21 protein-coding genes are annotated in these 25,721 nt (G+C 72.3%); 9 read left to right on the plus strand and 12 right to left on the minus strand.

Translation table 11 applies throughout. The features are described 5' to 3' along the window. Positions 1-451, minus strand: a 451-nt coding sequence (locus EBO15_RS19800; RefSeq protein ID WP_199744670.1) for a hypothetical protein, incomplete at its 3' end; no start/stop codon positions are given. A gap of 182 nt (positions 452-633) precedes the next feature. Here EBO15_RS19800 and EBO15_RS19805 point away from each other — a divergent pair. The 3 genes from EBO15_RS19805 to EBO15_RS19815 all read left to right on the plus strand — a co-directional run bounded on the left by EBO15_RS19805 (position 634) and on the right by EBO15_RS19815 (position 5,351). Then, positions 634-1,686, plus strand: a complete 1,053-nt coding sequence (locus EBO15_RS19805) for a WD40/YVTN/BNR-like repeat-containing protein (protein WP_199744671.1) — start codon at positions 634-636, stop codon at positions 1,684-1,686. 206 nt (positions 1,687-1,892) lie between these two features. Further along, positions 1,893-4,241: a phosphoketolase family protein gene (locus tag EBO15_RS19810; protein ID WP_122195910.1), complete on the plus strand. Its 2,349-nt coding sequence runs from the start codon at positions 1,893-1,895 to the stop codon at positions 4,239-4,241. 27 nt (positions 4,242-4,268) lie between these two features. Further along, positions 4,269-5,351 (plus strand): acetate/propionate family kinase, encoded by a 1,083-nt coding sequence (locus EBO15_RS19815; protein WP_122195911.1) that lies wholly within the window; start codon positions 4,269-4,271, stop codon positions 5,349-5,351. A 67-nt stretch (positions 5,352-5,418) separates the two neighbouring features. On the opposite strand, the gene EBO15_RS19820 is transcribed toward EBO15_RS19815, so the two are convergent. From EBO15_RS19820 to EBO15_RS19840, 5 genes are read right to left on the minus strand one after another with little or no spacing between them, the layout of a single operon-like run. Beyond that, positions 5,419-7,563, minus strand: a complete 2,145-nt coding sequence (locus tag EBO15_RS19820; protein ID WP_122195912.1) for an MGH1-like glycoside hydrolase domain-containing protein — start codon at positions 7,561-7,563, stop codon at positions 5,419-5,421. 2 nt (positions 7,564-7,565) lie between these two features. After that, positions 7,566-9,569 carry a beta-galactosidase gene (locus EBO15_RS19825; RefSeq protein ID WP_199744672.1) on the minus strand — a complete coding sequence of 668 codons (2,004 nt, stop codon included), beginning with the start codon at positions 9,567-9,569 and terminating at the stop codon, positions 7,566-7,568. Continuing rightward, complete coding sequence (locus EBO15_RS19830) at positions 9,566-10,390, minus strand: carbohydrate ABC transporter permease (protein ID WP_199744673.1); 825 nt, start codon at positions 10,388-10,390, stop codon at positions 9,566-9,568. Before EBO15_RS19830 ends, EBO15_RS19825 begins: the two co-directional genes overlap by 4 nt. Further along, positions 10,387-11,307 carry a carbohydrate ABC transporter permease gene (locus EBO15_RS19835; protein WP_233616308.1) on the minus strand — a complete coding sequence of 307 codons (921 nt, stop codon included), beginning with the start codon at positions 11,305-11,307 and terminating at the stop codon, positions 10,387-10,389. The genes EBO15_RS19830 and EBO15_RS19835 overlap by 4 nt, the downstream gene beginning before the upstream one ends. Positions 11,308-11,319: 12 nt before the next feature. Beyond that, on the minus strand, positions 11,320-12,645 hold the full coding sequence (locus EBO15_RS19840) for an ABC transporter substrate-binding protein (RefSeq protein WP_122195914.1): 1,326 nt from the start codon (positions 12,643-12,645) through the stop codon (positions 11,320-11,322). 91 nt (positions 12,646-12,736) lie between these two features. Here EBO15_RS19840 and gcvPA point away from each other — a divergent pair, with 91 nt between their 5' ends. The 5 genes from gcvPA (at position 12,737) to EBO15_RS19865 (ending at position 18,339) form a co-directional block, all read left to right on the plus strand. After that, positions 12,737-14,104 (plus strand): aminomethyl-transferring glycine dehydrogenase subunit GcvPA, encoded by a 1,368-nt coding sequence (gene gcvPA / locus EBO15_RS19845; protein WP_122195915.1) that lies wholly within the window; start codon positions 12,737-12,739, stop codon positions 14,102-14,104. Then, complete coding sequence (gcvPB, locus tag EBO15_RS19850) at positions 14,101-15,681, plus strand: aminomethyl-transferring glycine dehydrogenase subunit GcvPB (RefSeq protein WP_122195916.1); 1,581 nt, start codon at positions 14,101-14,103, stop codon at positions 15,679-15,681. The genes gcvPA and gcvPB overlap by 4 nt, the downstream gene beginning before the upstream one ends. Beyond that, positions 15,678-16,820, plus strand: a complete 1,143-nt coding sequence (locus EBO15_RS19855; protein WP_199744674.1) for an ATP-NAD kinase family protein — start codon at positions 15,678-15,680, stop codon at positions 16,818-16,820. The genes gcvPB and EBO15_RS19855 overlap by 4 nt, the downstream gene beginning before the upstream one ends. A 2-nt stretch (positions 16,821-16,822) precedes the next feature. Further along, positions 16,823-17,572 (plus strand): SDR family NAD(P)-dependent oxidoreductase, encoded by a 750-nt coding sequence (locus EBO15_RS19860; RefSeq protein ID WP_122195918.1) that lies wholly within the window; start codon positions 16,823-16,825, stop codon positions 17,570-17,572. An 86-nt stretch (positions 17,573-17,658) separates the two neighbouring features. Then, a complete protein-coding gene (locus tag EBO15_RS19865) occupies positions 17,659-18,339 on the plus strand; it encodes a GntR family transcriptional regulator (RefSeq protein WP_122195919.1) in 681 nt (226 codons plus the stop codon). Positions 18,340-18,424: 85 nt separating this feature from the next. On the opposite strand, the gene EBO15_RS19870 is transcribed toward EBO15_RS19865, so the two are convergent. Genes EBO15_RS19870 through EBO15_RS19890 form a run of 5 tightly spaced genes read right to left on the minus strand, consistent with a single transcriptional unit; the run spans position 18,425 to position 23,614 of the window. Beyond that, complete coding sequence (locus EBO15_RS19870) at positions 18,425-19,234, minus strand: ABC transporter ATP-binding protein (RefSeq protein ID WP_122195920.1); 810 nt, start codon at positions 19,232-19,234, stop codon at positions 18,425-18,427. Then, complete coding sequence (locus tag EBO15_RS19875; protein WP_122195921.1) at positions 19,227-20,204, minus strand: ABC transporter ATP-binding protein; 978 nt, start codon at positions 20,202-20,204, stop codon at positions 19,227-19,229. Before EBO15_RS19875 ends, EBO15_RS19870 begins: the two co-directional genes overlap by 8 nt. Next, entirely contained in the window at positions 20,204-21,058 is an 855-nt protein-coding gene (locus EBO15_RS19880) for an ABC transporter permease (protein WP_199744675.1), read from the minus strand. Before EBO15_RS19880 ends, EBO15_RS19875 begins: the two co-directional genes overlap by 1 nt. After that, a complete protein-coding gene (locus EBO15_RS19885; RefSeq protein ID WP_122195922.1) occupies positions 21,055-21,996 on the minus strand; it encodes an ABC transporter permease in 942 nt (313 codons plus the stop codon). Before EBO15_RS19885 ends, EBO15_RS19880 begins: the two co-directional genes overlap by 4 nt. A gap of 1 nt (position 21,997) precedes the next feature. Then, positions 21,998-23,614, minus strand: a complete 1,617-nt coding sequence (locus EBO15_RS19890; RefSeq protein WP_122195923.1) for an ABC transporter substrate-binding protein — start codon at positions 23,612-23,614, stop codon at positions 21,998-22,000. Positions 23,615-23,780: 166 nt separating this feature from the next. On the opposite strand from EBO15_RS19890, the gene EBO15_RS19895 reads away from it, so the two are divergent. Further along, the gene (locus tag EBO15_RS19895) at positions 23,781-24,869 is read left to right on the plus strand and encodes a LacI family DNA-binding transcriptional regulator (RefSeq protein WP_122195924.1); all 1,089 of its coding nucleotides are present in this window, start codon (positions 23,781-23,783) and stop codon (positions 24,867-24,869) included. Positions 24,870-24,905: 36 nt separating this feature from the next. Here EBO15_RS19895 and EBO15_RS19900 read toward each other — a convergent pair whose 3' ends face one another. Continuing rightward, the gene (locus tag EBO15_RS19900; protein ID WP_122195925.1) at positions 24,906-25,640 is read right to left on the minus strand and encodes a TetR/AcrR family transcriptional regulator; all 735 of its coding nucleotides are present in this window, start codon (positions 25,638-25,640) and stop codon (positions 24,906-24,908) included. Positions 25,641-25,721: the final 81 nt, after the last annotated feature.

Raw genomic sequence — 25,721 nt, forward strand, 5'->3', positions numbered from 1 at the left:
CGGGGGCGGGCGGGACGGGCCGTCCGGCGCGCGGGGCGGGCGCCCCGGCCGGACCGGGCGCCGCCGCGGGCACCGTGGAGAGGACCGGTCGCGCGCCGTCATGGGACGGTCGCGTCTCGTACCGGTCGATGATGGCCGCGTAGTACCGCTGGAAGAGGGCCGCGCCCGCCTGCAGGGCCTCGCTGCGCTGGGCCGCCCGTTGCCGAGCCGCCCGGTCCTGTGCGGCCCCGGCCTGCGCGTTCCCGACCGGGGTGCCGGTGGCGTGGTCCTGGGCCGTGCGCTGGGCGCAGTGGCTCGCGCAGTCCTGTCCGGGAAGGCCGGACGCGCTGGCGGAGCTCTCCGCCGCCGCGGCGGGGCCGCCGGGAAGGGCGGACGCGATGGTCGTGACAAGCCCGAAGAGGCCCGCCAGGAGCATGAGCAGCCTGCGGTGACGTGGCGTTGTGGCGTCCACGCCCACCCCCGTCCGCTCGGTGTCGTCCAGCGCACACCTTAGTAGCGGCCGGGAGCACCGTCCACACGGCCGAGCCCTCCGGCCCGGCGCGGACCCCGGCCAGGTCGGAGGGATCCCCTGCCGTGTCGGGTCTGGACGTGAAGATCCCGTTTCGCTAACTTCCGCGCATGACTCTGACGCGCATGATCCTTCGATCTCTCCCGGTGGCGGGCCTGGCCGCGGCCACCCTCGCCGCCGGACTCGGCGGCACGGCCGACGCCGCGCCCCACAAGCCGGGCTCCTCGCTCGGCTGGAAGCTCACCGACACCGGCGTCCAGTCCCGGTTCCGGGGCCTGGCGGCCGTGGACCGGAACACCGCCTGGGCGGCGGGCAGCGGCGGGACCGTCCTGCGCACCGTGAACGGCGGCCGGACGTGGGCGAAGGTCGCCCCGGCGGACGCCGCGGGCCTGGAGTTCCGCGACGTGGAGGCGTTCGACGCCGACAACGCCGTCGTGCTGGCGATCGGCGAAGGCGACGCGTCCCGCGTGTACCGGACGTCCAACGGCGGCCGCACCTGGACGACCGGGTTCACGAACGGCGACCCGAACGCGTTCTACGACTGCATGACGTTCTTCGACCGGAAGAACGGGCTGGCCGTCAGCGACCCGGTGGACGGGAAGTTCCGGATCCTGTCGACGGCCGACGGCGGCCGCAGCTGGAAGGTGCTGCCGAACGCCGGGATGCCCGCCGCGCTGCCGGGCGAGGCCGCGTTCGCCGCCAGCGGCCAGTGCCTGGTCTCGCACGGCGCCCGGGACGCGTGGATCGCGACCGGCGGCGGCGCGAGCTCGCGCGTGTTCCACAGCCGCGACCGCGGACGCACCTGGACGGTCACGAACGCGCCGCTGCCGAGCGGCGCGGCGGCGGGCGTGTTCGGGCTGGCGTTCCGGGACGCCCGGCACGGCGTCGCGGTCGGCGGCGACTACCGTCCGGGCGAGGCGTCCCCGAAGGCCGCCGCGACCACGGGCGACGCCGGACGGTCCTGGCGGCTCGCGCCGCGTCCGCCCGCCGAGTACCGCTCGGGCGTGACGTACGTCGGTCCGCTGCTGCTCGCGGTCGGCCCGACCGGCAGCGACGTGTCCCGCGACAACGGGCGCACCTGGAAGCGTTTCGACACGGGCAGCTTCGACACCGTCTCGTGCGCGCACGGGGGTTGCTGGGCGTCCGGTGAGAAGGGCCGGATCGCCCGGATGGGCTAGGAGAAACGGCTCGGCGGGACTCGCGTGGTCGAGTCCCGCCGGGCAGGCCGCGTCGGGTCGGTCCATCGATGATGAATCGGGGTAGATGGGGCGATCTGCGTGTCCCTCTCCGGGGCGAGGCCGCAAATGGTCCCGTGACGGGTGACTTCCCGAGCCTTCGCCGGGAAGGAACGCCGTTAAGGGAGCGGCGATCATCGGGAGGAACCGTGAGTGCGACCGAGACCGAACTGGGCCTGATCGACGCCTACTGGCGCGCGGCGAACTACCTGTCGGCCGGTCAGATCTACCTGATGGCGAACCCGCTGCTGCGCGAGCCGCTGCGTCCCGGGCACATCAAGCCCCGCCTGCTGGGGCACTGGGGCACCTCGCCCGGCCTGAACCTCTGCTACGTCCACCTCAACCGGGTCATCCGGGACCGCGACCTCGACATGATCTACGTCATGGGGCCGGGGCACGGCGGGCCGTCCGCCGTCGCGAACGCCTGGCTCGAGGGCACCTACAGCGAGGTCTACCCGGAGGTCCCGCAGGACGCGGCGGGCATGGGACGGCTGTTCCGGCAGTTCTCCTTCCCCGGCGGTGTCCCGAGCCACGTCGCGCCGGAGACTCCCGGCTCGATCCACGAGGGCGGCGAACTCGGCTACTCGCTCGCGCACGCCTACGGCGCCGCGTTCGACAACCCCGGCCTGGTCGTGGCGTGCATCGTCGGGGACGGCGAGGCCGAGACCGGGCCGCTCGCCACCAGCTGGCACTCGACCAAGTTCGTGGACCCGGTGCACGACGGCGCGGTGCTGCCCATCCTGGCGCTGAACGGCTACAAGATCGCGAACCCGGCGGTGCTCGCCCGGATCCCCGAGGACGAGCTGCGCGCGCTGTTCGAGGGCTGCGGCTACGCGCCGGTCATCGTGTCCGGGGACGACCCGGCGCGGGTGCACCGGGAGATGGCCGCCGCGCTCGACGGCGCCCTGGACGAGATCGCGCGGATCCAGCACGCCGCCCGCGAGGAGGGCGCGACCGGGCGCCCGCGCTGGCCGATGATCATCCTGCGGACGCCGAAGGGCTGGACCGGCCCGAAGGAGGTGGACGGCCTGCCCGTCGAGGGCACCTGGCGGGCGCACCAGGTGCCGCTCGCCCGCGTCCGGGAGGACCCGGAGCACCTCGCGCAGCTGGAGGCGTGGCTGCGGTCGTACCGTCCCGAGGAGCTCTTCGACCAGGACGGGCGCCCGGCCGCGGCGCTCCGCGGCCTCGCCCCCGCCGGGGACCGCCGGATGAGCGCCAACCCGCACGCCAACGGCGGACGGCTGCTGCGCCCGCTCGACCTGCCCGGCTTCCGCGCGCACGCCGTCCGGGTGGACAAGTACGGCACGACGACCGCCGAGGCCACCCGCGTCCTCGGCGGCTACCTGCGGGACGTGGTGTCCGCCAATCCGGAGAACTTCCGGATCATGGGCCCGGACGAGACGCTCTCCAACCGGCTCGGCGCGGTCTTCGAGGTCACCGACCGGGTCTTCGCGGGCGAGCGGCTCGGCACCGACGAGCACCAGGCCGCGTCCGGCCGCGTCATGGAGGTGCTGAGCGAGCACCTGTGCCAGGGCTGGCTGGAGGGCTACCTGCTGACGGGACGCCACGGCCTCTTCAACACCTACGAGGCGTTCACGCACATCGTGGACGCCATGTTCAACCAGCACGCGAAGTGGCTGAAGGTGAGCCGGGGCCTGCCCTGGCGGGCGCCGGTCGCGTCGCTGAACTACCTGCTGTCCTCGCACGTCTGGCGGCAGGACCACAACGGCTTCACCCACCAGGACCCCGGGTTCATCGACGTGGTGATGAACAAGAAGCCCGAGGTCGTCCGGGTCTACCTCCCGCCGGACGCCAACACCCTGCTGTCGGTCGCCGACCACTGCCTGCGCTCCCGCGACTACGTGAACGTGGTCGTCGCGGGCAAGCAGCCCGCTCCGGTGTGGCTGCCGATGGACGAGGCCGTCCGGCACTGCGTGCGCGGGATCGGCATCTGGGAGTGGGCGAGCACCGACGGCGGCGCCGACCCGGACGTCGTGCTCGCCTGCGCGGGCGACGTCCCCACCCTGGAGACGCTCGCCGCCGCCGACCTGCTCCGGCGGCTGCTGCCCGACCTGCGCGTCCGGGTCGTCAACGTCGTGGACCTCATGCGGCTGCTGCCGCCCGGGGAGCACCCGCACGGCATGCCGGACGCCGAGTACGCGTCCCTGTTCACCCCCGACAAACCGGTGATCTTCGCGTTCCACGGCTATCCGTACCTGGTCCACCGGCTCGCCTACCGCCGTCCCGGGCACGACAACCTGCACGTGCGCGGGTACAAGGAGGAGGGGACCACGACCACGCCGTTCGACATGGTCATGCTGAACGACCTGGACCGCTACCACCTGGTCATGGACGTCATCGACCGCGTCCCCGGCCTCGGCGGGCGCGTCGGGCACATCCGGCAGCGGATGGCGGACACGCGGCTTCGGCTGCGCGCCTACACGCGCGAGCACGGGGAGGACGCCCCCGAGGTCCGCGACTGGGTCTGGCCGTACTGAATTCCGGACTGAGGGAGGGGGACGCCGATGCGCGTGCTCACCGTGAACCCCGGGTCCAGCAGCGTGAAGCTGGCGCTGCTGGACGCCGACGACGAGGTGCTCGTCCATGCCGAGCTGGCGACCGGGGGCGTGGAGCGGGAGGCCGAGCGGGTGCTCGCCCTCGTCGACCGCATGCCCCGCCCGGACGCCGTGGGCATCCGGTTCGTCCATGGGGGACGGGCCTACACCCACCCGGTCCTGGTGGACGACGAGGTGACCAAGAGCCTGCACACCCTGATCGACCTCGCGCCGCTGCACCAGCCGCTGTCGCTGTACGCGCTGGGGGAGATGCGGCGCGCGCTGCCGGACGTCCCGGCCGTGGCCTGCTTCGACACCGCGTTCCACGTCGGCATGCCGGACGCCGCCGCGACCTACGCGGTGCCAGAGGAGTGGCGGGAGCGGTTCGCGATCCGCCGCTACGGCTTCCACGGGCTGTCGTTCGCGTACGCGTCGCGCCGCGCGGGCGGGCTCCTGGGACCGCGGCGGCGCATGGTCGTCTGCCATCTCGGCGCGGGCGCGTCGCTGGCGGCCGTCCTCGACGGGCGGTCGGTCGACACGACCATGGGCTTCACACCGCTCGAAGGGCTGGTGATGGCCACCCGCGCGGGCAGCGTGGACCCGGGCATCCCGATGTGGCTGCTCCGGCACGGCGTCCCGGCGGAGGAGATCGACGACGCGCTCGAACACCGTTCCGGGCTGCGGGCGCTGGCCGGGACGGGCGACATGCGGGAGCTGCGGACGCGCGCCGCGGCCGGTGACGAGACGGCGGAGGCGGCGCTCGACGTCTACCACCACGGCCTGCGGAAGTGCGCCGCCGCGATGGCCGCCTCGCTCGGCGGGATGGACGCGCTGGTGTTCACCGGGGGTGTCGGGGAGCACGACGCGGAGGCCCGCGCCCGGCTGGCGTCGGACCTGGCGTTCCTCGGCGTCCGGATCGACCCGTCGGCGAACGAGGACGCGCACGGCGACGCCGTCCTCAGCCCGGCGGGGGGCGAGGTCGGCGTCGCCGTCGTCGGGGCCCGCGAGGATCTGGAGATCGCCGCGGGCACCCGTGCCGTCCTGACCGGCTAGCTCCGGGGAGCGGCGGCCAGGACGGCGGGAACCGGTCGACTCAGTCGACCCTGTCGACTCGGACGGCTCAGTCGTCCAGGGCGAGGAGCAGGCCCGCGGACCAGCTGAAGTTCGGCGAGTTCAGCTGCGCGCCGGTCAGCGGGTCGTAGTTCTCGTGCAGCGGGCCGTCGCCGAGCATGCCGGACGCGTTGGCGCGCAGCCGGTCGGCGAGGGTGCGGGCGTCGGCCTGGTAGCCGTAGCCGCGCAGGCCGGTGAGCGCGAAGTACGCCTGGTCGATCCAGACCGGCCCGCGCCAGTACTTGGTCGACTGGAAGTACGGCGAGCTCTTCGACACCGTCGGGAACGGGACCTTGGTCGCGAACTCGTTCGGGTCGACCATCTTGAACCGGACGGCCGCGGCCTGCTGCTTCGAGGCGACACCGGCCCACAGCGGGATCGCGCCCTCGATGCCGCGTCCGCGCTCGGTGAGGGTCTTCCCACCGTCGGCGGTCATGGCCGTGTCGTAGAAGAAGCCCGACTTGCCGTCGTACATCCGCGCGCGCACGAGACCGGCGACCTTGGCGGAGTCCTTCTCGAACTTCGCGGCCTCGGCGTGCTTGCCCAGCTTTCCGGCGATCAGCGCGAGGTAGTGCTTCTCGGCGGCCAGGTAGGCGTTGAGGTCGACCGACTCCTGGTTGATGGAGTAGCCGACGACCTTGCCGGACGCGTCGGTGTTGGCCAGCATCTTCACGCCGAGCTCCGCGTCGAAGCGCGGCGCGTTGTCCATGCCGCTCTCCCACGCGGCGGCCTCGAGCTGGTCGTCCGCGGTCGCGTTGGCCGGGTCGACCGTCGCGCCGTACTCGGCGAGCCCGTTGTGGTCGTGGTCGCGCGTCCGGTACCACCAGTCGTGGTAGGCGACGAGCTTCGGGTACATCTCGCGGAGGAACGAGGCGTCCCGGTCCTTGAGGTAGACCTGCCAGACCGACCAGGCGGCGAGCGGCGGCTTGCTGTTGCGCTCGTTCCAGTTGCCGCCGCCCTCGGCCGGGGTGTTGTAGAAGATCGCGTCCGGGATCATGCCCGCGTCCTGCGGCCGGTCCTTGGACTGGGCGGTGATCTGGTAGTCGAACATCGAGCGGATCTGGTCCCGGGCGAGCGCCGGGTCGAACTTGGCCGTGCCGACCGCCTGCTTCCAGGTGTCCCAGGACCACAGGCCGCTGAACCACTTGTAGGTGATCGACGGCGTGATCCCGTTGTGGCGGATCGCGCCCGCCGGGCCGCGCCAGTTCGACACGAGCGTCTCGACGGACTTGACCGCCAGGCGCCGCCGCTCGGCGGGGACGCCGCGGGTCGCCTTGGAGACGTAGCCCTTCCAGCGGGCGTCGCCCTGGGCCTCGGCGCGCTCGGGCGAACGCAGCAGGCCCGCGACGGCCGGGGTCTCCGCCCGCCGCTCGGCCTCGTCGAAGGTGTAGGTCTCGGCCCAGGTCAGGGCGCTGGTCGCCTTCGGCTTGACGGTCAGCGGACGCGCCAGGTCGGTGGTGTAGGAGTCACCGGTGACGGTCGTCCGGACCGGCTCGGCGTGGGTGATCTCGAACCGCTCGGTGCCGTTGGTCAGGTAGCTCCAGGTCTTGCGGACCTTGGCGAAGTCGACCTGGACGCCCTTGCCGGTGGCCTTGAGGGAGGGGGCGCTCTTCATCGGCTCGGCGTCCGGGCGCAGCAGCTCGCCCGTCCAGCCGACCTGGATCGTCCGGGCCGTCCGGCCGGTGTTCTCGACGAACGCGCGGACGAGCGCGGTGTGGGCGCTGCCGAAGCGCAGTTCGAGGGTGAGCCGCAGGCCGTCCAGGTCGTAGACCTGGCGGAGCAGGCCGGGCAGCGCCGACAGCGCCGGCTTGGCGCCGGACAGGTCGATCTTCCGGCCGTTCTCGCTGAGCTGGACGCGGCTGAACGCCTTGCTCAGCCACCAGGGGTACTCCTGCGCGATGTACAGCGGGCCGGTGAAGCCGCCGTAGGTCGCCGGGTCCTTGGGCAGGGCGTAGGCGTGCCAGGCGCCGCGGTCGGAGAACACGGAGATGTCGTTGAACTCCGGCGGCTCGGACGCCGTGGGGGTGCCGCGCATGTCGAGCACGTTGGCGTAGCCGGAGGGCCCGGCCGGGTGGGCGGGCGCCGCGTGCGCGGGGACCGCCGCGAGGGGGAGCAGAGCGACGACTCCGATGGCGGCGCTCAGGGGCTTGCGCATGATCACCTTGTTTCTGATGCGGGGGTGAGAACCGCCGCGCCGAGCGGGGGGAGTTCGAGCTCGCCCCGGACGGTCGCGCCGGACAACAGATCAATACCGGACAAACCGCTCACACGCGACACGGTGTCCGTATGGTTCAGCAGGAACAGGTGGTCGCCGCGCCGGGTCGCCTCGACGCCCTCGGGCGTCGCGTGGACCGGGCCCACGCCCGCCTCGTCCAGGATCCGGCCCAGCGCGGACGGCAGGTGGCAGCTCAGGTACCAGCCGATCCCCTCACCGTGGACGTTGCGGGTGATCGCCGGCCGTCCGGCCAGCGGGCCCTCGGCGTAGGACGCGACGGGCTCGGCGGTCGTGACGTCCAGCCACTCGCTCCACGTCGTCGCCGAGCCCAGGCCCTCGACCCGCACGGACGCGTCGTCGGGGACCGGCCAGAACTCGTCCACCACGACCCCGAGCGCCTCGCGCAGCGGGGCCGGGTAGCCCCCGAGGTGGATGTGGTCGTGCTCGTCCACGATCCCGGAGAAGAACCCGACGGCCAGGTGGCCGCCGTCCGCGACGAACCGGGTGAGCCGCTCGGCCGTCTCCGACCGCAGCATGTACAGGTTCGGCGCGAGGACGGCCTTGTACCGCCCGAAGTCGGCCTCCGGAGGGACGAAGTCGACCGCGATGTTCCGCTTCCACAGCTCCCGGTACCAGGACGCGACCAGCGCCCGCAGCTCCAGCCGCGTGGACGGGTGGTCCTCCTGCTCCAGCGCCCACCACGAGTCCCAGGACAGGACGATCGCGACGTCGGCCTCGGTGCGGCTGCCCGCGACAGGGCCGAGCTTCGCCAGCTCCGCCCCGAACCGGACGGTCTCGGCCCAGCCGCGCGACGTCGTCCCGCCGTGGGGGAGCAGCGCGCTGTGGAACTTCTCCGCGCCCGCGCGCGAGGCCCGCCACTGGAAGTACATGACGCCGTCCGCGCCGCGCGCGACCGTCTGCAGCGACCACAGCCGGTGCAGGCCCGGACGCTTCGGCACGTTCACCGGACGCCAGCTCACCGCCGACGGAGCCTGCTCCATCAGCAACCACGGCCGACCGCCCTTGAGCGAGCGCATCAGGTCGTAGTTCATCGCGGCCGTGATGTGCGCCTCGGGGTCGTGCGGGTCCGGGTAGGCGTCGTCGGAGACGAAGTCCTCCCGCGACGCCCACTTCCAGTAGTCCAGCGCCTTGAACATCGACATGAAGTTCGTGGTCACCGGGACGCCGGGGGACACCTCGTCCAGCATGTCCTTCTCGCCCTGGTAGCAGGCGAGCAGGGCGTCCGAGCAGAACCGGCGCCAGTCGAGCGTCTGCGTCGGGTTGACCGGGCCGGGCGCGTCGCGCGGCGGCTCGATCTCGTCCCACGACCCGTACCGCTGCGACCAGAACGCCGTGCCCCAGGCCGCGTTCAGCGCGTCCAGGTCCGTGTACCGCCCGCGCAGCCAGCGCCGGAAGTCGGCCGCCGACTCCGCGCAGAAGCACTCGGTGACGTGGTCGCCGTACTCGTTGTGGATGTGCCACAGCGCGAGCGCCGGGTGGTCCCGGTACCGCTCGGCGATCTTCCGCGCGAGCGTGACCGCCGCCTCCCGGTACACCGGCGAGGACGGGCAGTAGTGCTGCCGCGACCCGAACTCCAGCCGGACGCCGTCCGACCGCACCGGCAGGACCTCCGGACGCGCCCGCACGAGCCACGCGGGCGGCGACGCCGTCGCCGTGGCCAGGTCGACCGCGATGCCCTGCCCGTGCAGGAGGTCGAGCAGCCGGTCCAGCCACCCGAAGTCCCACGTGTCCGGGCCGGGCTGGAGCTTGGCCCAGGAGAAGACGCCGACCGTGATCATGGTGACCCCGGCCTCCTTCATGAGGGCGGCGTCCTCGGCCCACACCTCCTCGGGCCACTGCTCGGGGTTGTAGTCCCCGCCGTACAGCATCCCGCCGACCCGCGTCAGGGTGCTCTTCCCGCTGTCGGTTCCCGAACCGCCGGTCATCCCTTCACCGCCCCGCCGAGCAGGCCGGCGACGAACTGCCGCTGGAAGACGAAGAACACGATCATGATCGGGAGGGTCGCCACGAACGAGCCCAGCATCAGGCCGGAGTAGTCCACATGGGACAGCCCGATCATCTGGTTGAGCGCGATGGGCACGGTGAACTTCTCCTCGGTGTTCAGCATGAGCAGCGGCCAGATGAAGCTGTTCCACTGGCTCATGAAGGTGAAGATGATCAGGGCGCCGAGCTGCGGGCGCACGCCCGGCAGGACGACCTGGTAGAAGATCCGCATGTCGCTCGCGCCGTCGATGCGGGCCGACTCGATCAGCTCGTCCGGGAAGGCGAGGAACGCCTGCCGCATGAGGAAGATGCCGAACGCGTTGGCCAGGAACGGCAGGATGACCGCCTGGTAGGTGTCGGTCCAGCCGAGGTTCGCCATCATCTGGAACAGCGGGACCAGCAGCACCTGCATCGGGATCATCATCGTCGCCAGCACCACGCCGAGCAGGATGCCCCTGCCTCGGAAGCTGTACTTGGCGAGGCCGTAGCCGCACATCGCCGAGATCAGCGAGCTGAGCACGGTGTAGACGAGCGCGACGCCGAGGCTGTTGACGACGACCCGCCCGAACCGGTGCTCGTTCTGCAACCGGGACAGGTTGTCCATCAGCGCCCCGCCGGGCATGAACGGCGGCGGCGAGCCGAACAGGTCGGCGGTGTGGTGCGTGGCCGCCACCGCCATCCAGTAGAACGGCACGAGGCTGATGACCGCGCCGGCCAGCAGGACCAGATAGGCCCCCGCCCGGCCAAGAATCCGCGGGTTCACCGCGCCCCCTTCCCCAACAGGCGGAACTGGACCAGCGACACCAGGCCGATGAGCAGCACGACCACCCAGGCGATCGCCGCCGCGTAGCCGAAGTCCATCTGGTCGAACCCGACCTTGTAGAGGTACAGGACGGGCGTCATCGTCGCGTTGTCCGGTCCGCCGCGCGTCAGAACGTAGTTCTCGTCGAACAGCTGGAGCGTTCCGATCGTGGAGGTGATCGAACAGAACAGGATCACCGGCTTGAGCTGCGGCACGATCACCCGCACGAACGTGGTGACCGCGCCCGCCCCGTCGATCGACGCGGCCTCGTACTGCTCGCGGCCGATCGCCTGGAGCCCGGCCAGCAGGATCACCGCGTTGTAACCGGTCCACCGCCAGGTGATCGACAGGATCAGCGAGATCCGCGCCCAGGTGGCGTCGTTCAGCCAGTCCACGCCGCCGATCCCGATGCCGTCCAGCATCTGGTTGACCATGCCGCCGTCGGTCTTGAGCAGCACCCGGAAGACCACGGAGTAGGCGACCAGGGTGGTGACGGCGGGCAGGAAGTACACCATCCGCCAGCCGCCGCGGAACCGCAGCCAGGACGCGTTGAGCACCCCGGCCAGCACCAGCGCCAGGCCGATCATGACCGGGACCTGGATCACCAGCAGCATCGCGGTGTTGACCAGAGACTGCAGCAGCACCGGGTCCTGGACGAGGCGCCGGTACTGGCGGAGCCCGACCCAGACGGTCACGCCGTCCTGGTCGGCGGTGAAACTCTGGTAGATGCTCGCGAGGAGCGGATAGGCGAAGAACGCCACGAACAGGACGGTCGCCGGACCCGTGAACCACCAGTGGGTCAGGCTGATCCGTCGCCGCCGCGGCCGGGGAGCGTCCCCCGCGGGGACGCTCTCTCGCTTCGCGGATTCGGTCTGCACGACTGCCATGCGCTAGCCGGCGGTCTCACGGCCGGTGGCGGACGCGATCTGCTTGGCCGTGGAGTCCAGCGTCGCCTTCGGGTCCTTACCGCGCAGCATCACGCCCGCGTTGGCCGACCACACCAGCTGGGTCGCCTTCGCGCCGTCCTTGGTGTAGTCGATCGCCGGGATGGACGGCGACAGGTCGGCGAAGACCTTGTTGGCCGCCTGGCCGCCGAAGTACGGGTCGGCCTGCTGGACCAGCGGGTCCTTCAGGGCGGGCAGGAACGCCGGGAACAGGCCCTCGTTCTTGAGCATCGACACCTGGTTGGCGCTGTTGGCGAGCATGAACTCGGTGAACGCCCACGCGGTCTTGGGGTTCTTGGTCTGCGAGGTGACGGTCAGCAGCGAGCCGCCGTTGTTGGACGTGCGCACCCCGCCCTGCTCGAACGCGGGAAGCGGGAACACGCCCCACTTGCCGCTCATCTCCTTCATCTCGCTGGTGAGCGTGCCGCTCCACCAGGCCGCCTGCGGCGTGGTGGCGGACTTGCCGGTCTTGGACGAGGTGACCGTGGCGTCCCAGCCGCGCGCCCAGTCGACCAGGCCCTTGTCGGACAGCTGCTTCAGGACGGTCATCGCCTTGACGGCCTGCGGCGAGTTCACCGCGACCTTGCCGTCCTTGAAGTAGCCCTGGCCCTGCTGCTGGAGCATCATCAGGAACGTGTTGTCCTCGGCCGGGTCGAGGGTGATGAACTTCGTCCCGGTCTTGGCCTTGACCTGCTCGCCGGCCTTGACGTAGTCGTCCCAGGTGTTGATCGAGTTCGGGTCGACACCGGCCTTCTGGAACAGGTCGCGGCGGTAGTACACGCCGCAGGGTCCCGAGTCCCACGGCAGGGCCAGGATGCGGCCCTTCTCGTCGGTCGCGGTCTTCCACGCGGCCGGGTTGTACTGGTCCTTGTACTTGTCCGCGAGCGTGCTCAGGTCGTAGAACCCGCCCGGGAACGAGCCGAGGAAGCTCTGGAACCGCGGGCCCTCGACGGTGGTGATGTCGGGCAGGCCCTTGCCCGCCTTCAGACCGACGGTGATCTTGTCGTAGGCGTTGTCGTAGCCGATGTCGACAATGTTGATCTTCGTCCCGGGGTGCTGCTTCTCGAACTCGGGCGCGAGCCGCTTGAGCGCGGTCGCGGCGACGTCCCAGGACCAGATCGTGACGTCGCCCTTGATGTCGGCGTTCGACCCGGCGGCCAGGCTCGGCGCGGCCTTCTTGCCGCCCGATCCGCCGCCCGCCGCGCAGCCGCTCAGCGCGACCGCGGCGGCCACCGCACCCGCGAACAGAACCGACCTTCTTGTCCGGTTCATCCCTTTGCTATGCACCCTTGCCTCCTGACACCGTCATGCTGAATGCTGTATACAGCACACCGAATGATGATGTTTCGTCAAGAGGGGGAGCATGACCGGCTCGTTTGCCCACCCGTACATCCCCAACTCGGCACCCGATGTGAAGCGGGCGATGCTCGACGCCGTCGGGGCCGAATCGGTGGAGGACTTCTACGCTGACGTTCCGGCGGACCTGCGCTTGCAGGCTCCGCTGGATCTGCCCGCGCCGATGCGCTCGGAGGCGGCGCTCGTCCGGCACATGAACGGCCTGCTGGGCCGTAACACCAGCACCCGGGACGCGCTGAGCTTCCTCGGTGGCGGCGTCTACCAGCACCACGTCCCCACGGTGGTGGACGAGGTCGTGGACCGTTCCGAGTTCCTCACCGCCTACGCGGGCGAGCCCTACGAGGACCACGGACGCTTCCAGGCACTCTGGGAGTACCAGTCGCTCATGGGCGAGCTGCTCGAGATGGACGTCGTGAACGTCCCGACCTACGACGGCTTCCAGGCCTCGGGCACCGCGCTGCGGATGGCCGGGCGCGTCACCGGCGCGCGCCGGATCGTCGTCGCCTCGGCCGTCTCCGCCGACAAGCTGTCCAAGATCGACGACTACGTGCGTCCCGACCACGACGTGGTCGTCGTCCCGGTGGTGGACGGACGCGCCGACGTCGCGGCCGTCCGCGCCGCGATCGCCGAGGGGGACGTCGCGGCGGTCTACGCCGAGGCCCCGTCCTTCCTGGGCGTCGTCGACCCGGCGCTGCCCGAGCTCGGCGAGCTCGCGCACGCCGCGGGCGCGCTGTACGTGGTGAACTGCAACCCGATCTCGCTCGGCGTCGTCGCGCCGCCCGCGTCCTACGGCGCCGACATCGTCTGCGGCGACGTCCAGCCGCTCGGCGTGCACATGAGCTTCGGCGGCGGCAACGCCGGGTTCATCGCGACCCACGACGAGGAGCACCTGGTCGCCGAGTTCCCCTCCCGGCTGTTCGGCGTCGTGCCGACCGCGGTCGAGGGCGAGTACGGCTTCGGTGACGTCGCCTACGAGCGCACGTCCTTCGCCATCCGCGAAGAGGGCAAGGAGTGGGTCGGCACGGCCGCCGCGCTCAACGGCATCGCCGCGGGCGTCTACCTCGCGCTGATGGGCCCGCAGGGCATGCGCGAGATCGGCGAGACCATCATGGCGAACACGCGTTACGCCATGACCCGGCTCGCCGCGATCCCGGGCGTCGAGGTCCCGAACGCCGACGCGCCGCACTTCGCGGACTTCGCCGTCCGGTTCACCGGTTCCCGCACCGTCGCCGAGATCAACGAGGCGCTGCGCGAGCGGGACGTCTTCGGCGGGCACGCGCTGTCCGACCGCGACGCCCTGTACTGCGTCACCGAGGTGCACACCAAGGACGACATCGACCGCCTCGCGGCCCTGCTTGAGGAGATCGCCAAGTGAGCGCCCCCGCGAACACCGGACCCGTCTCGATCGAGGACGCGCGGATCGCCCCGAAGCCGCCGCTGCGCCGCTTCCACCAGGCCCGCTGGGACGAGCCGCTGCTGTTCGAGCTCGGCACGCCCGGCACGCGCGGCGTCGCCGTCCCGGCGCCCGAGGTCCCCCTGGACGACTCGCTGCCCGAGGCACTGCGCCGCAAGCAGGCCCCGGGCCTGCCGGAGATGTCGCAGCTGCACGTCCTGCGGCACTACCTGCGGCTCTCCCAGGAGAACCTCGGCGTCGACCTCAACATCGACGTCGGCCAGGGCACCTGCACGATGAAGTACAGCCCGAAGGTCAACGACCGGTTCGTCCGCGACCACCGGGTCTCCGAGCTGCACCCGCTCCAGGACGACTCGACCGTCCAGGGCGTCCTGGAGGTCATGTACCACCTGGAGAAGATGCTCGCGGAGATCTCCGGCATGGACCGGGTCTCGCTGCAGCCGGGCGCGGGCTCGGCCGCGATCTACACCAACATCGCGATGATCCGCGCCTACTTCGCCTCGCGCGGCGAGCTGGAGCAGCGCGACGAGGTCATCACGACGATCTTCTCCCACCCGTCCAACGCGGCCTGCGCCAAGACCGCCGGGTTCAAGGTCATCACCCTGTACCCGGACGCGGACGGCTACCCCGACATCGAGGCGCTGAAGGCGGCCGTCGGGCCGCGCACCGCCGCCCTGATGATCACCAACCCGGAGGACACCGGGATCTTCAACTCCCGGATCGCCGAGTTCGTCGACATCGTGCACGAGGCCGGCGGCCTGTGCGCCTACGACCAGGCGAACGCCAACGGCATCCTCGGCATCACCCGCGCCCGCGCGGCCGGGTTCGACATGTGCCACTTCAACCTGCACAAGACGTTCTCCACCCCGCACGCGTGCGGTGGCCCGGCCGCGGGCGCGTCCGGCGTGAGCGACAAGCTCGTGCCGTTCCTGCCGCGTCCGACCGTGGAGTTCGACGGCACGCGCTACTACCTGGACGACGACCGTCCCGAGTCCGTCGGGAAGATCCGCCCGTTCTACGGCGTCGTGCCGAACCTCGTGCGCGCGTACGCCTGGGTGATGTCGCTCGGCGCGGAGGGCCTCCGTGAGGTCGCGGAGATCGCCGTGCTGAACAACAACTACCTGATGAAGAAGATCCTGGAGATCCGCGGCGTGTCCGCGCCGTACGCCGAGGGCAAGCGGCGCATCGAGCAGGTGCGGTACTCCTGGGAGGAACTGCACAAGGACACCGGCGTGCACAGCGAGGAGATCGGCGTCCGCGCCGCCGACTTCGGCACGCACTACTGGACGAGCCACCACCCGTACGTGGTGCCCGAGCCGATGACGCTGGAGCCGACCGAGTCCTACTCCCGCCAGGACCTGGACGAGTACGCCGCGATCCTCGCCGAGGTCGCGCGCGAGGCGTACGAGGACCCGGAGACCGTCCGGTCCGCCCCGCACAACTCGACGATCCACCAGATCCGGCACGAGACGCTCGACGACCCGAAGACCTGGGCCGTCACCTGGCGCGCGTACCGCCGGAAGATCCTCGGCCAGTGAGATACGGACTGGTGGTCAACCCGGTCGCCGGACTCGGCGGCCGGGTCGGCCTCAAGGGCAGCGACGGCCCTGACGTGCAGGCCCGCGCCCGTGAACTGGGCGCGGTCCCGCGCGCGTCCGAACGCGCGGCCGCCGCGCTGGAGGAGCTGAAGGCCCGGGTCGGCGCGGCGGTCGTGCTGACCGCCGCCGGGCCCATGGGCGAGGACGCGGTCCGCGCCGCCGGGCTCGAACCCGACGTCCGGTACACCCCGGACGCGTCGGACGGCCCGGACCGTGCGGACGCTTCGGGGACGACGGCGGCCGACACGGTCGCCGCCGCCCGGGCCCTCGCCCGGCACGTCGACCTGCTGCTGTTCGCCGGCGGCGACGGGACGGCCCGGGACGTGCTGGACGCCGTCGGCGCGTCCGTGCCCGTCCTCGGCGTCCCGACCGGCGTGAAGATGCACTCGGCGGTGTTCGGCGTCGGGCCGCGCGCCGCCGGCGAGGTCGCCGCCCGCGTCGCCACGACGCGGGCGTTCACCGAGGCCGAGGTCATGGACCTCGACGAGGAGGCCGTCCGGTCCGGCCGGGTCTCGGCCCGGCTGTACGGCCACCTGCTCGTCCCCGACGTGCCCGTCCGCGTGCAGCAGCGCAAGGTGGGCAGCTCGGCCGCCGACCCGTACGCGGTCGGCGGGATCGCCGCCGAGCTGGCCGGGCGCGTCGGCGCCGGGCAGCTCGTCCTCGGCCCCGGCGGGACGACCCGCGCCGTCGCCGCGGCGCTCGGCGTCGACGTCCCGGTCATGGGCGTCAACGTGCTGCGCGACGGACGGTTCTTCGCCGCCGACGTCAACGCCGCCGAACTCCTCCGGCTCGTCACCGACGACGACTGGACCGGCGGCACGTGGATCGCCGTCACCCCGATCGGCGGGCAGGGCTTCCTGCTCGGCCGCGGCAACCAGCAGATCGCGCCCGAGGTGCTGCGCGCCGTCGGGCCGGACCGGCTGCTGGCCGTCGCGACCGAGGCCAAGCTCGCCGCGCTCGGCGGCCGCCCGCTGCTGCTCGACACCGGGGACCCCGGCCTGGACGGCGTCCTGGCCGGCTACCGCACCGTCATCACCGGCCGTGGCCGGACCGCCCGCTATCCCGTTCAAGGAGCCTGAAGATGATCGACCTGACCGGTAAGCGCGCCGTCGTGACCGGCGCCGCGTCCGGAATCGGCCGCGCCACCGCCGAGCTGCTCGCCGAGCTGGGCGCGTCCGTCGTGCTCGCCGACCTGAACGCCGAGGCCGGGGAGGAGGCCGCCAAGGCCATCCCGAACGCCCTCTTCTCCCACTGCGACGTGTCGAAGGCCGCCGACTGCGAGCGGACGATCGGCCTCGCCAAGGAGGCGTTCGGCGGCCTCGACATCCTGTTCAACAACGCCGGGATCATCCGGCGCTCGACCGTGTGCGAGATCACCGAGGACGACTGGGACCTGGTGATGGCGGTCAACATCAAGTCGATCATGCTGATGAGCCGGTACGCGGTTCCGCTGATGACCGAGGCGGGCGGCGGAAGCATCGTCAACACCGGGTCCGGTTGGGGCATCCAGGGAGGCGCGCAGGCCGTATCGTACTGTGCGTCGAAGGGAGCGGTCGTCAACATGACCCGCGCGATGGCGATCGACCACGGGCCGCAGAAGATCCGCGTCAACTGCGTCTGCCCGGGCGACACGGCCACCGGGATGCTCGCCGACGAGGCGGCGCAGCTCGGCGAGCCGGTCGAGGCGTTCTACGCCGACGCCGCCGACCGGCCGCTCGGCCGCATCGGCACCCCCCGCGACATCGCGAGCACCGTGGCGTTCCTCGCCAGCGACGCGGCGGCGTTCGTGTCGGGCGCCGTCCTCGCCGTGGACGGCGCGGGCACCGCCTGACCCGCGGCCGGGTGCGCGGCGGGCGGTCGCCGGCCGCACTCCCGGCCCGCGACGGTCGGATCCGGGCACTGGGGAAGAGGGAGAGCATGGCGATCGAGCGCCGTCCGCTGCGTGAGCAGATCAAGGACGAGCTGCTGGAGCGGCTCGGGCGGGGCGAGTTCGCCTCGGACGAGCCGATCAACGAGAACCGGATGGCCGCCGACCTCGGCGTCAGCCGCACCCCGCTGCGCGAGGCGCTGATCGCGCTGGAGCGCGAGGGCGTGATACGCAGCGAGCGCGGCAAGGGCTTCCGGTTCGCGCCGATGAGCCGCAAGGAGTTCCTGGACCTCAGCACGATCGTGCGGGAGATGGAGTCCCTCGCGCTGCGGCTGAGCGACCCGGCGTTCCTGGTGTCCATCGCGCCCCGGCTGCTGGCCGAGGCGCGGGGGTTCCCGGACCCGCGCGCCGCCTACGCCGACCTGGAACGCCACGACGACGCCTGGCACGAGACGCTGACGTCGGGCTGCCCGAACGAGCGGCTGATGGACATGATCGCTTCGCTGAAGCTGACCATGCACCGCTACGAGCGGGTCGTGGTCGGCGACCAGGACGTGCTGGAGCGCTCGGCCGCCGAGCACGAGCGGATCGCCGAGTGCCTGCTCGGCGGGGACGTCGAGAGCGCGGTCGCCGCGCTCAAGGTCAACTGGGCGAGCGGCTCCGAGCGGATTCTGGAACGTTTCGACCGTGAGCGTGACCGGCGGGCGGCGGTCGAACCCACGCCGTCCTGACGGACGCGTCCCGCCGAACGTCGCAAAGGCCGGGGTGGCTCGGCGGTTCAACCGCTCGCCGCCCCGGCCTTCGCCTTTGCCGATGTCAGTCCAGTGCTCTGCGGTCGGCGGCGATCCGCGCCGGGTCCCAGCCCGGGTGGGGCACCGAGTCGAGCAGGAGCCGGGTGTAGGGGTGCCGGGGCCCGTCGAGGACGGCGGCGGCCCGCCCCGTCTCCACGGTCCGTCCCCGGCGCAGGACGAGCAGGTCGTCGGCGACGTGCCGGACGAGCGACAGGTCGTGGCTGACGAACACGAACGCGACGCCGAGCGAGGCGCGCAGGTCGCGCAGCAGTTCGACGATCTGGGCCTGGATCGACACGTCCAGCGCGGACGTCGCCTCGTCCAGGACCAGCACCTTCGGTTCGACGGCGAGCGCGCGGGCGAGCGCGACGCGCTGCCGCTGACCGCCCGACAGCCGCCGGGGGAGCGCGGCCGCCTCCCGCTCGCCGAGTCCGACGCGGTCGAGCAGCTCGTCGCGGCGCGCGCGCCGGGTCGCGGAGTCCAGGTCGAAGTGCAGGCGCAGCGGCTCCTCGACGGCGTCGGCGACGGTCACGCGCGGGTCGAGCGACAGGTACGGGTCCTGGAACACCATCTGGATCGCGCGGGCGCGCGCGAGGCGGGCCGTCCGGCCGCGCGGCGGGGCGGTGCGGTCGGCGCCGTCCACGACGACGCGTCCGGCGGACGGCCGTTCCAGTCCGACGAGCATCCGCGCGGTCGTGGTCTTCCCGGACCCGGACTCGCCGACGATCGCCAGGCCGCCGCCCGGCGGGACGGTGAACGAGACGTCGTCGACGGCCGCGTGGTCGCCGAACGTCTTGCGCAGCCCCTCGACCGCCAGAACCGGCTGTTCAGTCATGGATCGGCTCCTCGGCGCGATGGCAGGCGACGGACACGCCGTCCACGAGGCGGAGCGCGGGCCGTTCGGCGGCGCACTCCGGGGCGGCGAGGCGGCAGCGGGCGGCGAACGCGCAGCCCTCGGGGTTCTCGGCGAGCGACACCGGACGTCCCGGAACGCCGCGCGGCGGCTCGCCGGACCCCATCCGGGGCGTCGCGGCCAGCAGTCCCGCCGTGTACGGGTGCCGGGGACGCGCGAACAGGCCCTCGGCGGTCTGCTCCTCCACGATCCGGCCCGCGTACATGACGTAGATCCGGTCGCAGACGGCGGCGGCGAGGTCCAGGTCGTGCGTGACGAACAGCAGGCCCGTTCCGCGCTCGGCCTGGAGCCGGGTGAGGATCGCGATGACCTCCGCCTGCGTGGTGACGTCCAGGGCGGTGGTCGGCTCGTCGGCGAGCAGCAGCCGCGGCCCGCCCGCGAGCGCCCCGGCGATCATGACGCGTTGCAGCATGCCGCCGGAGAACTCGTGCGGGAAGCGGCGCAGCGCCCGGCGCGGGTCGGTGATCCCGACGGCCTCCAGCAGCTCCTCGGCCGTCGCCCGCGCGGCGCGCGCGGGCGTGCCGCCGGCGCGCAGGCCCTCGGTGACGAAGTCCCCGATCCGGCGGACGGGGTTGATCGAGGCGCGCGGGTCCTGGAACACCATCGCGACCTCGCGGCGGCGCAGCTCGCGCAGCCGCGCGGCGGACATCGTCAGGACGTCGTCCCCGGCCACCCGGACGGTCCCGGTGGCGGTGGCCCCGGCGGGCAGCAGCCCGAGCGCGGCCCGGCTGGTCACCGACTTGCCGGAGCCGGACTCGCCGACCAGCCCGACGGACTCGCCCCGCGCGACGCGCAGCGCCACCCCGTCCAGGACGGGCCGGGCGGCGCCCGAGGCGAGCCGGACGGTGAGGTCGTCGATCTCCAGCAGGGTCTCCCGTGCGGTCCCGGTCATCACGCCTCCCGCTTCGCGACCCGGTCGGCGACGCCCTCGCCGACGACGCCGAACGCCACGACCGCGACCACGATGGCCGCGCCGGGCGCGAGCGCGGGCATGGCCGCGCCCTGGAGCAGCGCGTTCGCGCCGTTGTTGATCATCGCGCCCCAGTCGGCGCCGGGCGGCTGCACGCCGAACCCGAGGAAGCTGAGCGCGGCGAGGTCCATCAGCGCGTACCCGAAGTTCATCGCCGACTGCGCCAGCACGAGCGGCGCGATGTTCGGCACGAGGTGGCGCAGGCAGATCGTCCAGCCGGACCAGCCCTGCACCCGGTAGGACTGGACGTAGGGACGCGTCGCCTCCTGGACGGCCACGTTCCGCACGAGCCGTCCGACGTAGGGGACGTAGGCGATGCTCATCGCGACGGTCGGCGCGGTCAGGCCCGGCCCGAACACGGCGACCAGCACGATCGCGAGCAGCAGTCCGGGCAGCGCGAACACCAGGTCCATCGCGCGGGACAGCAGCGCGTCGACCCAGCCGCCGCACCACGCGGCGGCGACGCCGACGGCGGCGCCGAGCGCGGTCGAGACCACGACGACGACCAGCGGGCCCAGCAGCCCGGTGCGGGCTCCGTAGATGAGCCGGGACAGCACGTCCCGTCCGGACTCGTCGGTGCCGAGGGGGTGGTCGCCGGACGCGCCGCCGAGCGCGGCCGACAGGTCCAGGCCGTTGGGGTCGTGCGGCGCGATCCAGGGAGCGAACACCGCCACCAGGACGATCAGGGCCAGGACGATCAGCGCTGCCGTCTGCATCACGTCGCCGCCGTGCAGGCGGCGCAGCAGGGCGCGCCTCTCGAGGTGGACGGCGGTCACCGGGCGGCTCCCTTCACTCGCGGGTCGATGAGGGGCTGGAGCAGGTCGACCAGCAGGTTCGCGGCCACGAAGGCGAACACGACCAGCAGTGACACGGCCTGCACCACGGGGAAGTCCTTGACGGTCACCGACGACACCAGCAGCTGCCCGACGCCCGACAGCCCGAACGCGGTCTCGACGATCGAGGTGCTGACCAGCAGCCCGGCGACGATCGTCCCGGTGACGGTGCTGATCGGGCCGAGGCTGTTGCGCAGCACGTGCCGGCGGACGACGGCGGCGCCGGGCACGCCGCGCGAGCGGGCGACCTCGACGTGCTCGCGGGCCAGTTCCTCCAGCATCGCCGAGCGCGTGACGCGGGCCAGCAGGCCCGCGAACGTCAGCGCGAGCGCGATCGCCGGAAGCGTGAGGTGGCTGATCCGCCCGCCGAACCCGCTGCCGTTCCCGAACGCGGGGAACCAGTGCAGCTTCACCGAGAACAGCGAGATCAGCCCGATCGCGGCGACGAACGCGGGCGTCGCGTTCGCCATGCCCGTCCCGATGAGGACGATCCGGTCGGCCGCCCCGCGCCGCAGCGCGGCGAGCGCGCCGACCGCGAGGCCGACGACGAGGATCAGCAGCGCCGCGTAGGCGACGAGCCAGAGCGTGGTCGGCAGCCGGGACGCGACGAGCCCGCCGACGTCCTGCCGGAACTGCACCGACCGTCCGAAGTCGCCGGTCAGGACGTTGCCGATCCACTTGGCGTACTGGACGGCGAAGGAGTCGTCCAGGTGGTACTGCGCGCGGATCGCGGCGAGCGTCTCCGGGGTGACGGGACGTCCCTTCATCAGGAACGTCGCCGGGTCGCCGGGCGCGAGGTAGAGGGAGCCGAAGACCGCCAGCGAGGTCGCGACCAGCGTCGCGACCATCCCGGCGAGCCTCTTGACCAGGAAGAGCGCCACGTCAGCCCGCCGATCCGAGCATCGCGGCCCAGGGGTACATGAGCTGGGTGATACCGGTCGGCGCGCCCGTCACCTTGCGGTTGAGGAACAGGCTGTAGGGGACCTCGTAGAGCGGGATCCAGACCATGTCGTCCATGGAGATCCGCTGGAGCCTGGCGACGGTCGCGGCGCGGGCGGCCGGGTCGGGCTCGGAGTTGGCCTGGTCGACCAGCTTGTCGTAGGCGGGGTTGGAGTAGCCGCCGTAGTTGGAGAAGTTGCCGGTCTGGAGGATGCCGTAGAACTCCAGCGGGTCGGGCGTGGAGTCGTACCAGGTCGTCATGATCAGGTCCACGCCCGACCGGGACTTGGGGTCGGAGAACAGCGCGGTGTAGGCGTCGGGCGCGACGGACCGCAGTTCGACGTTCAGCCCGATGGACCGTCCGGCGGCCTGGACGGCGTTGGCGATGACGCCGATCTCGGGCGACAGCGTGCTGGTCGTCATCACGAGCTTCTTGCCGTCCGCGCCCGCCTGCTTGACGAGTTGCTTGGCGCCGTCGACGTCGCGGACGAGGTCGGGGAGCTGGGCGTAGTAGCCCTTGGCCGCCTCCGGCGCGATGCCCCAGGCGCCGCTCGCGCCGGGCGCCTTGGCCGGGGTCGCGACGCCTCCGGCCGCAGCCTTGATGATGCCCGTCCGGTCGAGTGCCATGGACAGCGCCTTGCGCACCCGCACGTCGCCGAGCGCCCCCTTGAGGTTGGTGGGGATGAGGGAGACGGCCGTGGTGTTGGGGCCGAAGTAGAGCTTGCCGTTGGGCGTGTTGCGCAGCTTCGCGAACCCGGACGTGGGGATCATGTAGCCGCCGTCGACCTCGCCGGACAGCATGGAGTTCACGCGGGTGGACGGGTCCTGGATGAAGACGTTCTTGATGGTCGCGGCCTTGGGCTTCAGCGACGCGTCCCAGTAGCCGTCGAACCGCTTGAGGGTGATCGACTGGCCCTTCTGCCACTTGTCCAGCGCGTAGGGGCCGGTGCAGTTCACGCCGCCGTCGGGGGTGCCGTAGCCGCGTCCGGCCCTGGACAGCGTCGCGGCGCTCTCGACCGTCCCGGCGGAGGTGCCCATCTCCTCGTTGAACAGCTGGTCCGGCTTCTTCAGGTGGACGGTGACCTGCATCGGCCCGGTCTTCTCCACGGACGCGACGTTGGTGTACGACGAGATCCAGTACGAGCCGACCTTCGGGTCCATGTGCCGCCGGAGGCTCGCGACCACGTCGTCGGCGGTCAGCGGCGTCCCGTCGTGGAAGCGGACGCCCGGGCGGATCGTGTACACCCAGCGCTTGGCGTCGGGGGCGGACGACGCGCTCGCCAGGCCCGGCTCCACCTTCAGATCGGGCGTGATGCGCTGCAGCTGCTCGCAGACGTTGGCGAGGACGGTGTTGGGCGGGTAGTCGAACGCGAAGGCGTAGTCGAGCGACTGCGGCTCGCCGTACAGCGACCAGGTGACCGAGTCGACCGGGCCCTTGGCGGGCGGGGTGTCCTTGGAGATCTGGAAGGCGCCGGAGCCGGCGGGCCTCGGACTGCCGCCGCAGGCGGCGGCCGCGAGCGCGACGAGCGCCAGCGCGGCCAGGGAACGGGAGGTGCGCATCGGACGACCCCTTACGACGGACCGGCCGCGGGGACCGGCCGGAGAGTGCTGGTGAGTATTGGTGAAGGAACGTTCCTGCACAAGCCTCTGAAGGAACGATTCCGCACAGGTGAAGCGGGGGTGAAGCGGCGGAGGGAAAGGGTGCGGGGCGGGTTAGGATCCGGGCATGACCACACCCCCGCCCCGGGTCCGCCTGGTGGACGTCGCGCGCGTCGCCGGAGTGTCCAAGACGACGGTCTCCGACGCGCTGAACGGCACCGGCCGGCTGCCGGACGCCACCCGCGAGCACGTCCGCGAGGTCGCGCGCGGCCTCGGCTACCGGCCCAACGCCACCGCCCGGCGGCTCCGCGCCGGGCGGACCCGGCTGCTCGGCCTGGCCGCCCGCGAGTACGTGCGGTCCCCGTGGGTGTACGCGGAGCTCGCGTACTTCTCCCAGCTGACGACCGCGGCCACGCGGGCGGCGCTGGAGCACGGCTACGGCGTGGTGCTGCTGCCGACCGCCGCGCCGGACGACTGCTGGCTGGACATGCCGCTGGACGGCGTGTTCGTGATCGACCCGGTCGAGGGCGACCCGCTGGTCGCCGACTTCCTGTCGGCGGGCGTCCCGGTCGTCAGCGACCGCCGCGCCCTCGCCGAGGGCGGGGGAGCGGAGGGCGCGCGGCCCGCCCGCTGGCTCGACTTCGACTACGAGAGCGCGACGATCGAGGCCCTGGACCACCTGCGCGCGCAGGGCGTGGAACGGATCGCCCTGGTCACGGCCCGGTCGACGTCCTGCTTCTTCGACCGGTCCGGGGAGGCGTACGCCCGGTGGTGCGCCGGGAACGGCCGGGTCCCGGTCACCGTCGCCTCGGACGCGCCGGGTCCGGCGCATGTGCTCGCCGCCGTCGAGGTCGTCCTGTCCGCTTCCGGTTCGGGTGGGTCCGGTGCGTCCGGTGCGCCTGGCGGGCCGCCGGACGCGCTGCTCGTGCTGCCCGAGATCAGCCCGCCGCTGCTGCTCGACGCCCTCCGCAGGCTCGGCCGATCGGTGCCGGACGACCTGCTGGTGGTGTGCGCGACCGAGGATCCGGCCGCCGCCTACACCGATCCGGGGATGAGCACGCTCGGGTACCTGCCCGTCGAGAGCGCGCGCGCCGGTGTCGAGCTTCTGGTGGACGCGATCGAGGGGCGTCCCGGCCCGGACGGCCGGCTGTTCGGGGCCCGGCTGGAGGTCCGCGCGTCGTCGCTGGCCGCGGGGGCTCCGCGCCGGACGCGCTGAGCTGCTGCATGACGGCCATCACAGCCGTCCGCCCGGTTATCGGTCAATAGCGTTGTCATAAGCGGGGGCGGGCGTCGCGGGAAGCCGGGCCTCCATGGCGTCCAGCAGCAGCTCCAGCGCGAACGGGTAGACGCTGTGCCGCATGTCGGCGGCGAGCAGCTGCCGGGTGGCGGCGATGTGGGGATGCGTCTCCGGGCTGAGTTCGGCGTACCGTCCCCGCCACACCGTCAGGTCGGCGTCCCGGGCGGCGGGCGGCAGCGCGATCGCCGCCGCCTCCAGGGCGGCCAGGCCGAGCGCCTGGTCGATGAACGCGTGGTACAGCGTGACGGCCTCGGCGTCGGGGAACCCGGCCGAGCGCAGCACGCCGAGGATCGCCTCCACCGCGCGCATCTCGTTGCCGCGCCCGGTCGTGCGGTGCGCCGCGAGCATCGCCAGCTGCGGATGCGCCTGGTAGGACGCGTGGATCCGCAGCCCGATCTCCCGCAGGTCGGCGCGCCATTCGCCGGTCGGCGCCCAGCCCGCCTGGGTGCGGCCGATCAGCTCGTCCGCGACGGCCAGCAGGAGGTCGTCGGTGTCGCGGAAGTACCGGTACAGCGCGCTCGGGTCGGCCCCGAGCGCCGCGCCGAGCCGCCGGACGGTCAGCGCCGCCGCGCCGTGCCGGGCGATCAGCCGCAGCGCGGTCTCCACGATGAGTTCCTCGGACAGCACGGTGCCCTGCTTGGTCGGCCGCCTGCGGCGGCGGCGGTCCTCGGGGGTGACGCGTTCGCTCATGGCCGGGATATTACGTCAACGTTATTGACGTTGTGGAGGGGTGCGGGTTGCCTGGTCTGCCGTCCGGTGCTCCAGCTGGTG

The sequence above is a fragment of the Actinomadura harenae genome (genome assembly GCF_003696215.1).
In the GTDB taxonomy this organism is placed as follows: Bacteria; Actinomycetota; Actinomycetes; order Streptosporangiales; family Streptosporangiaceae; genus Spirillospora; species Spirillospora harenae.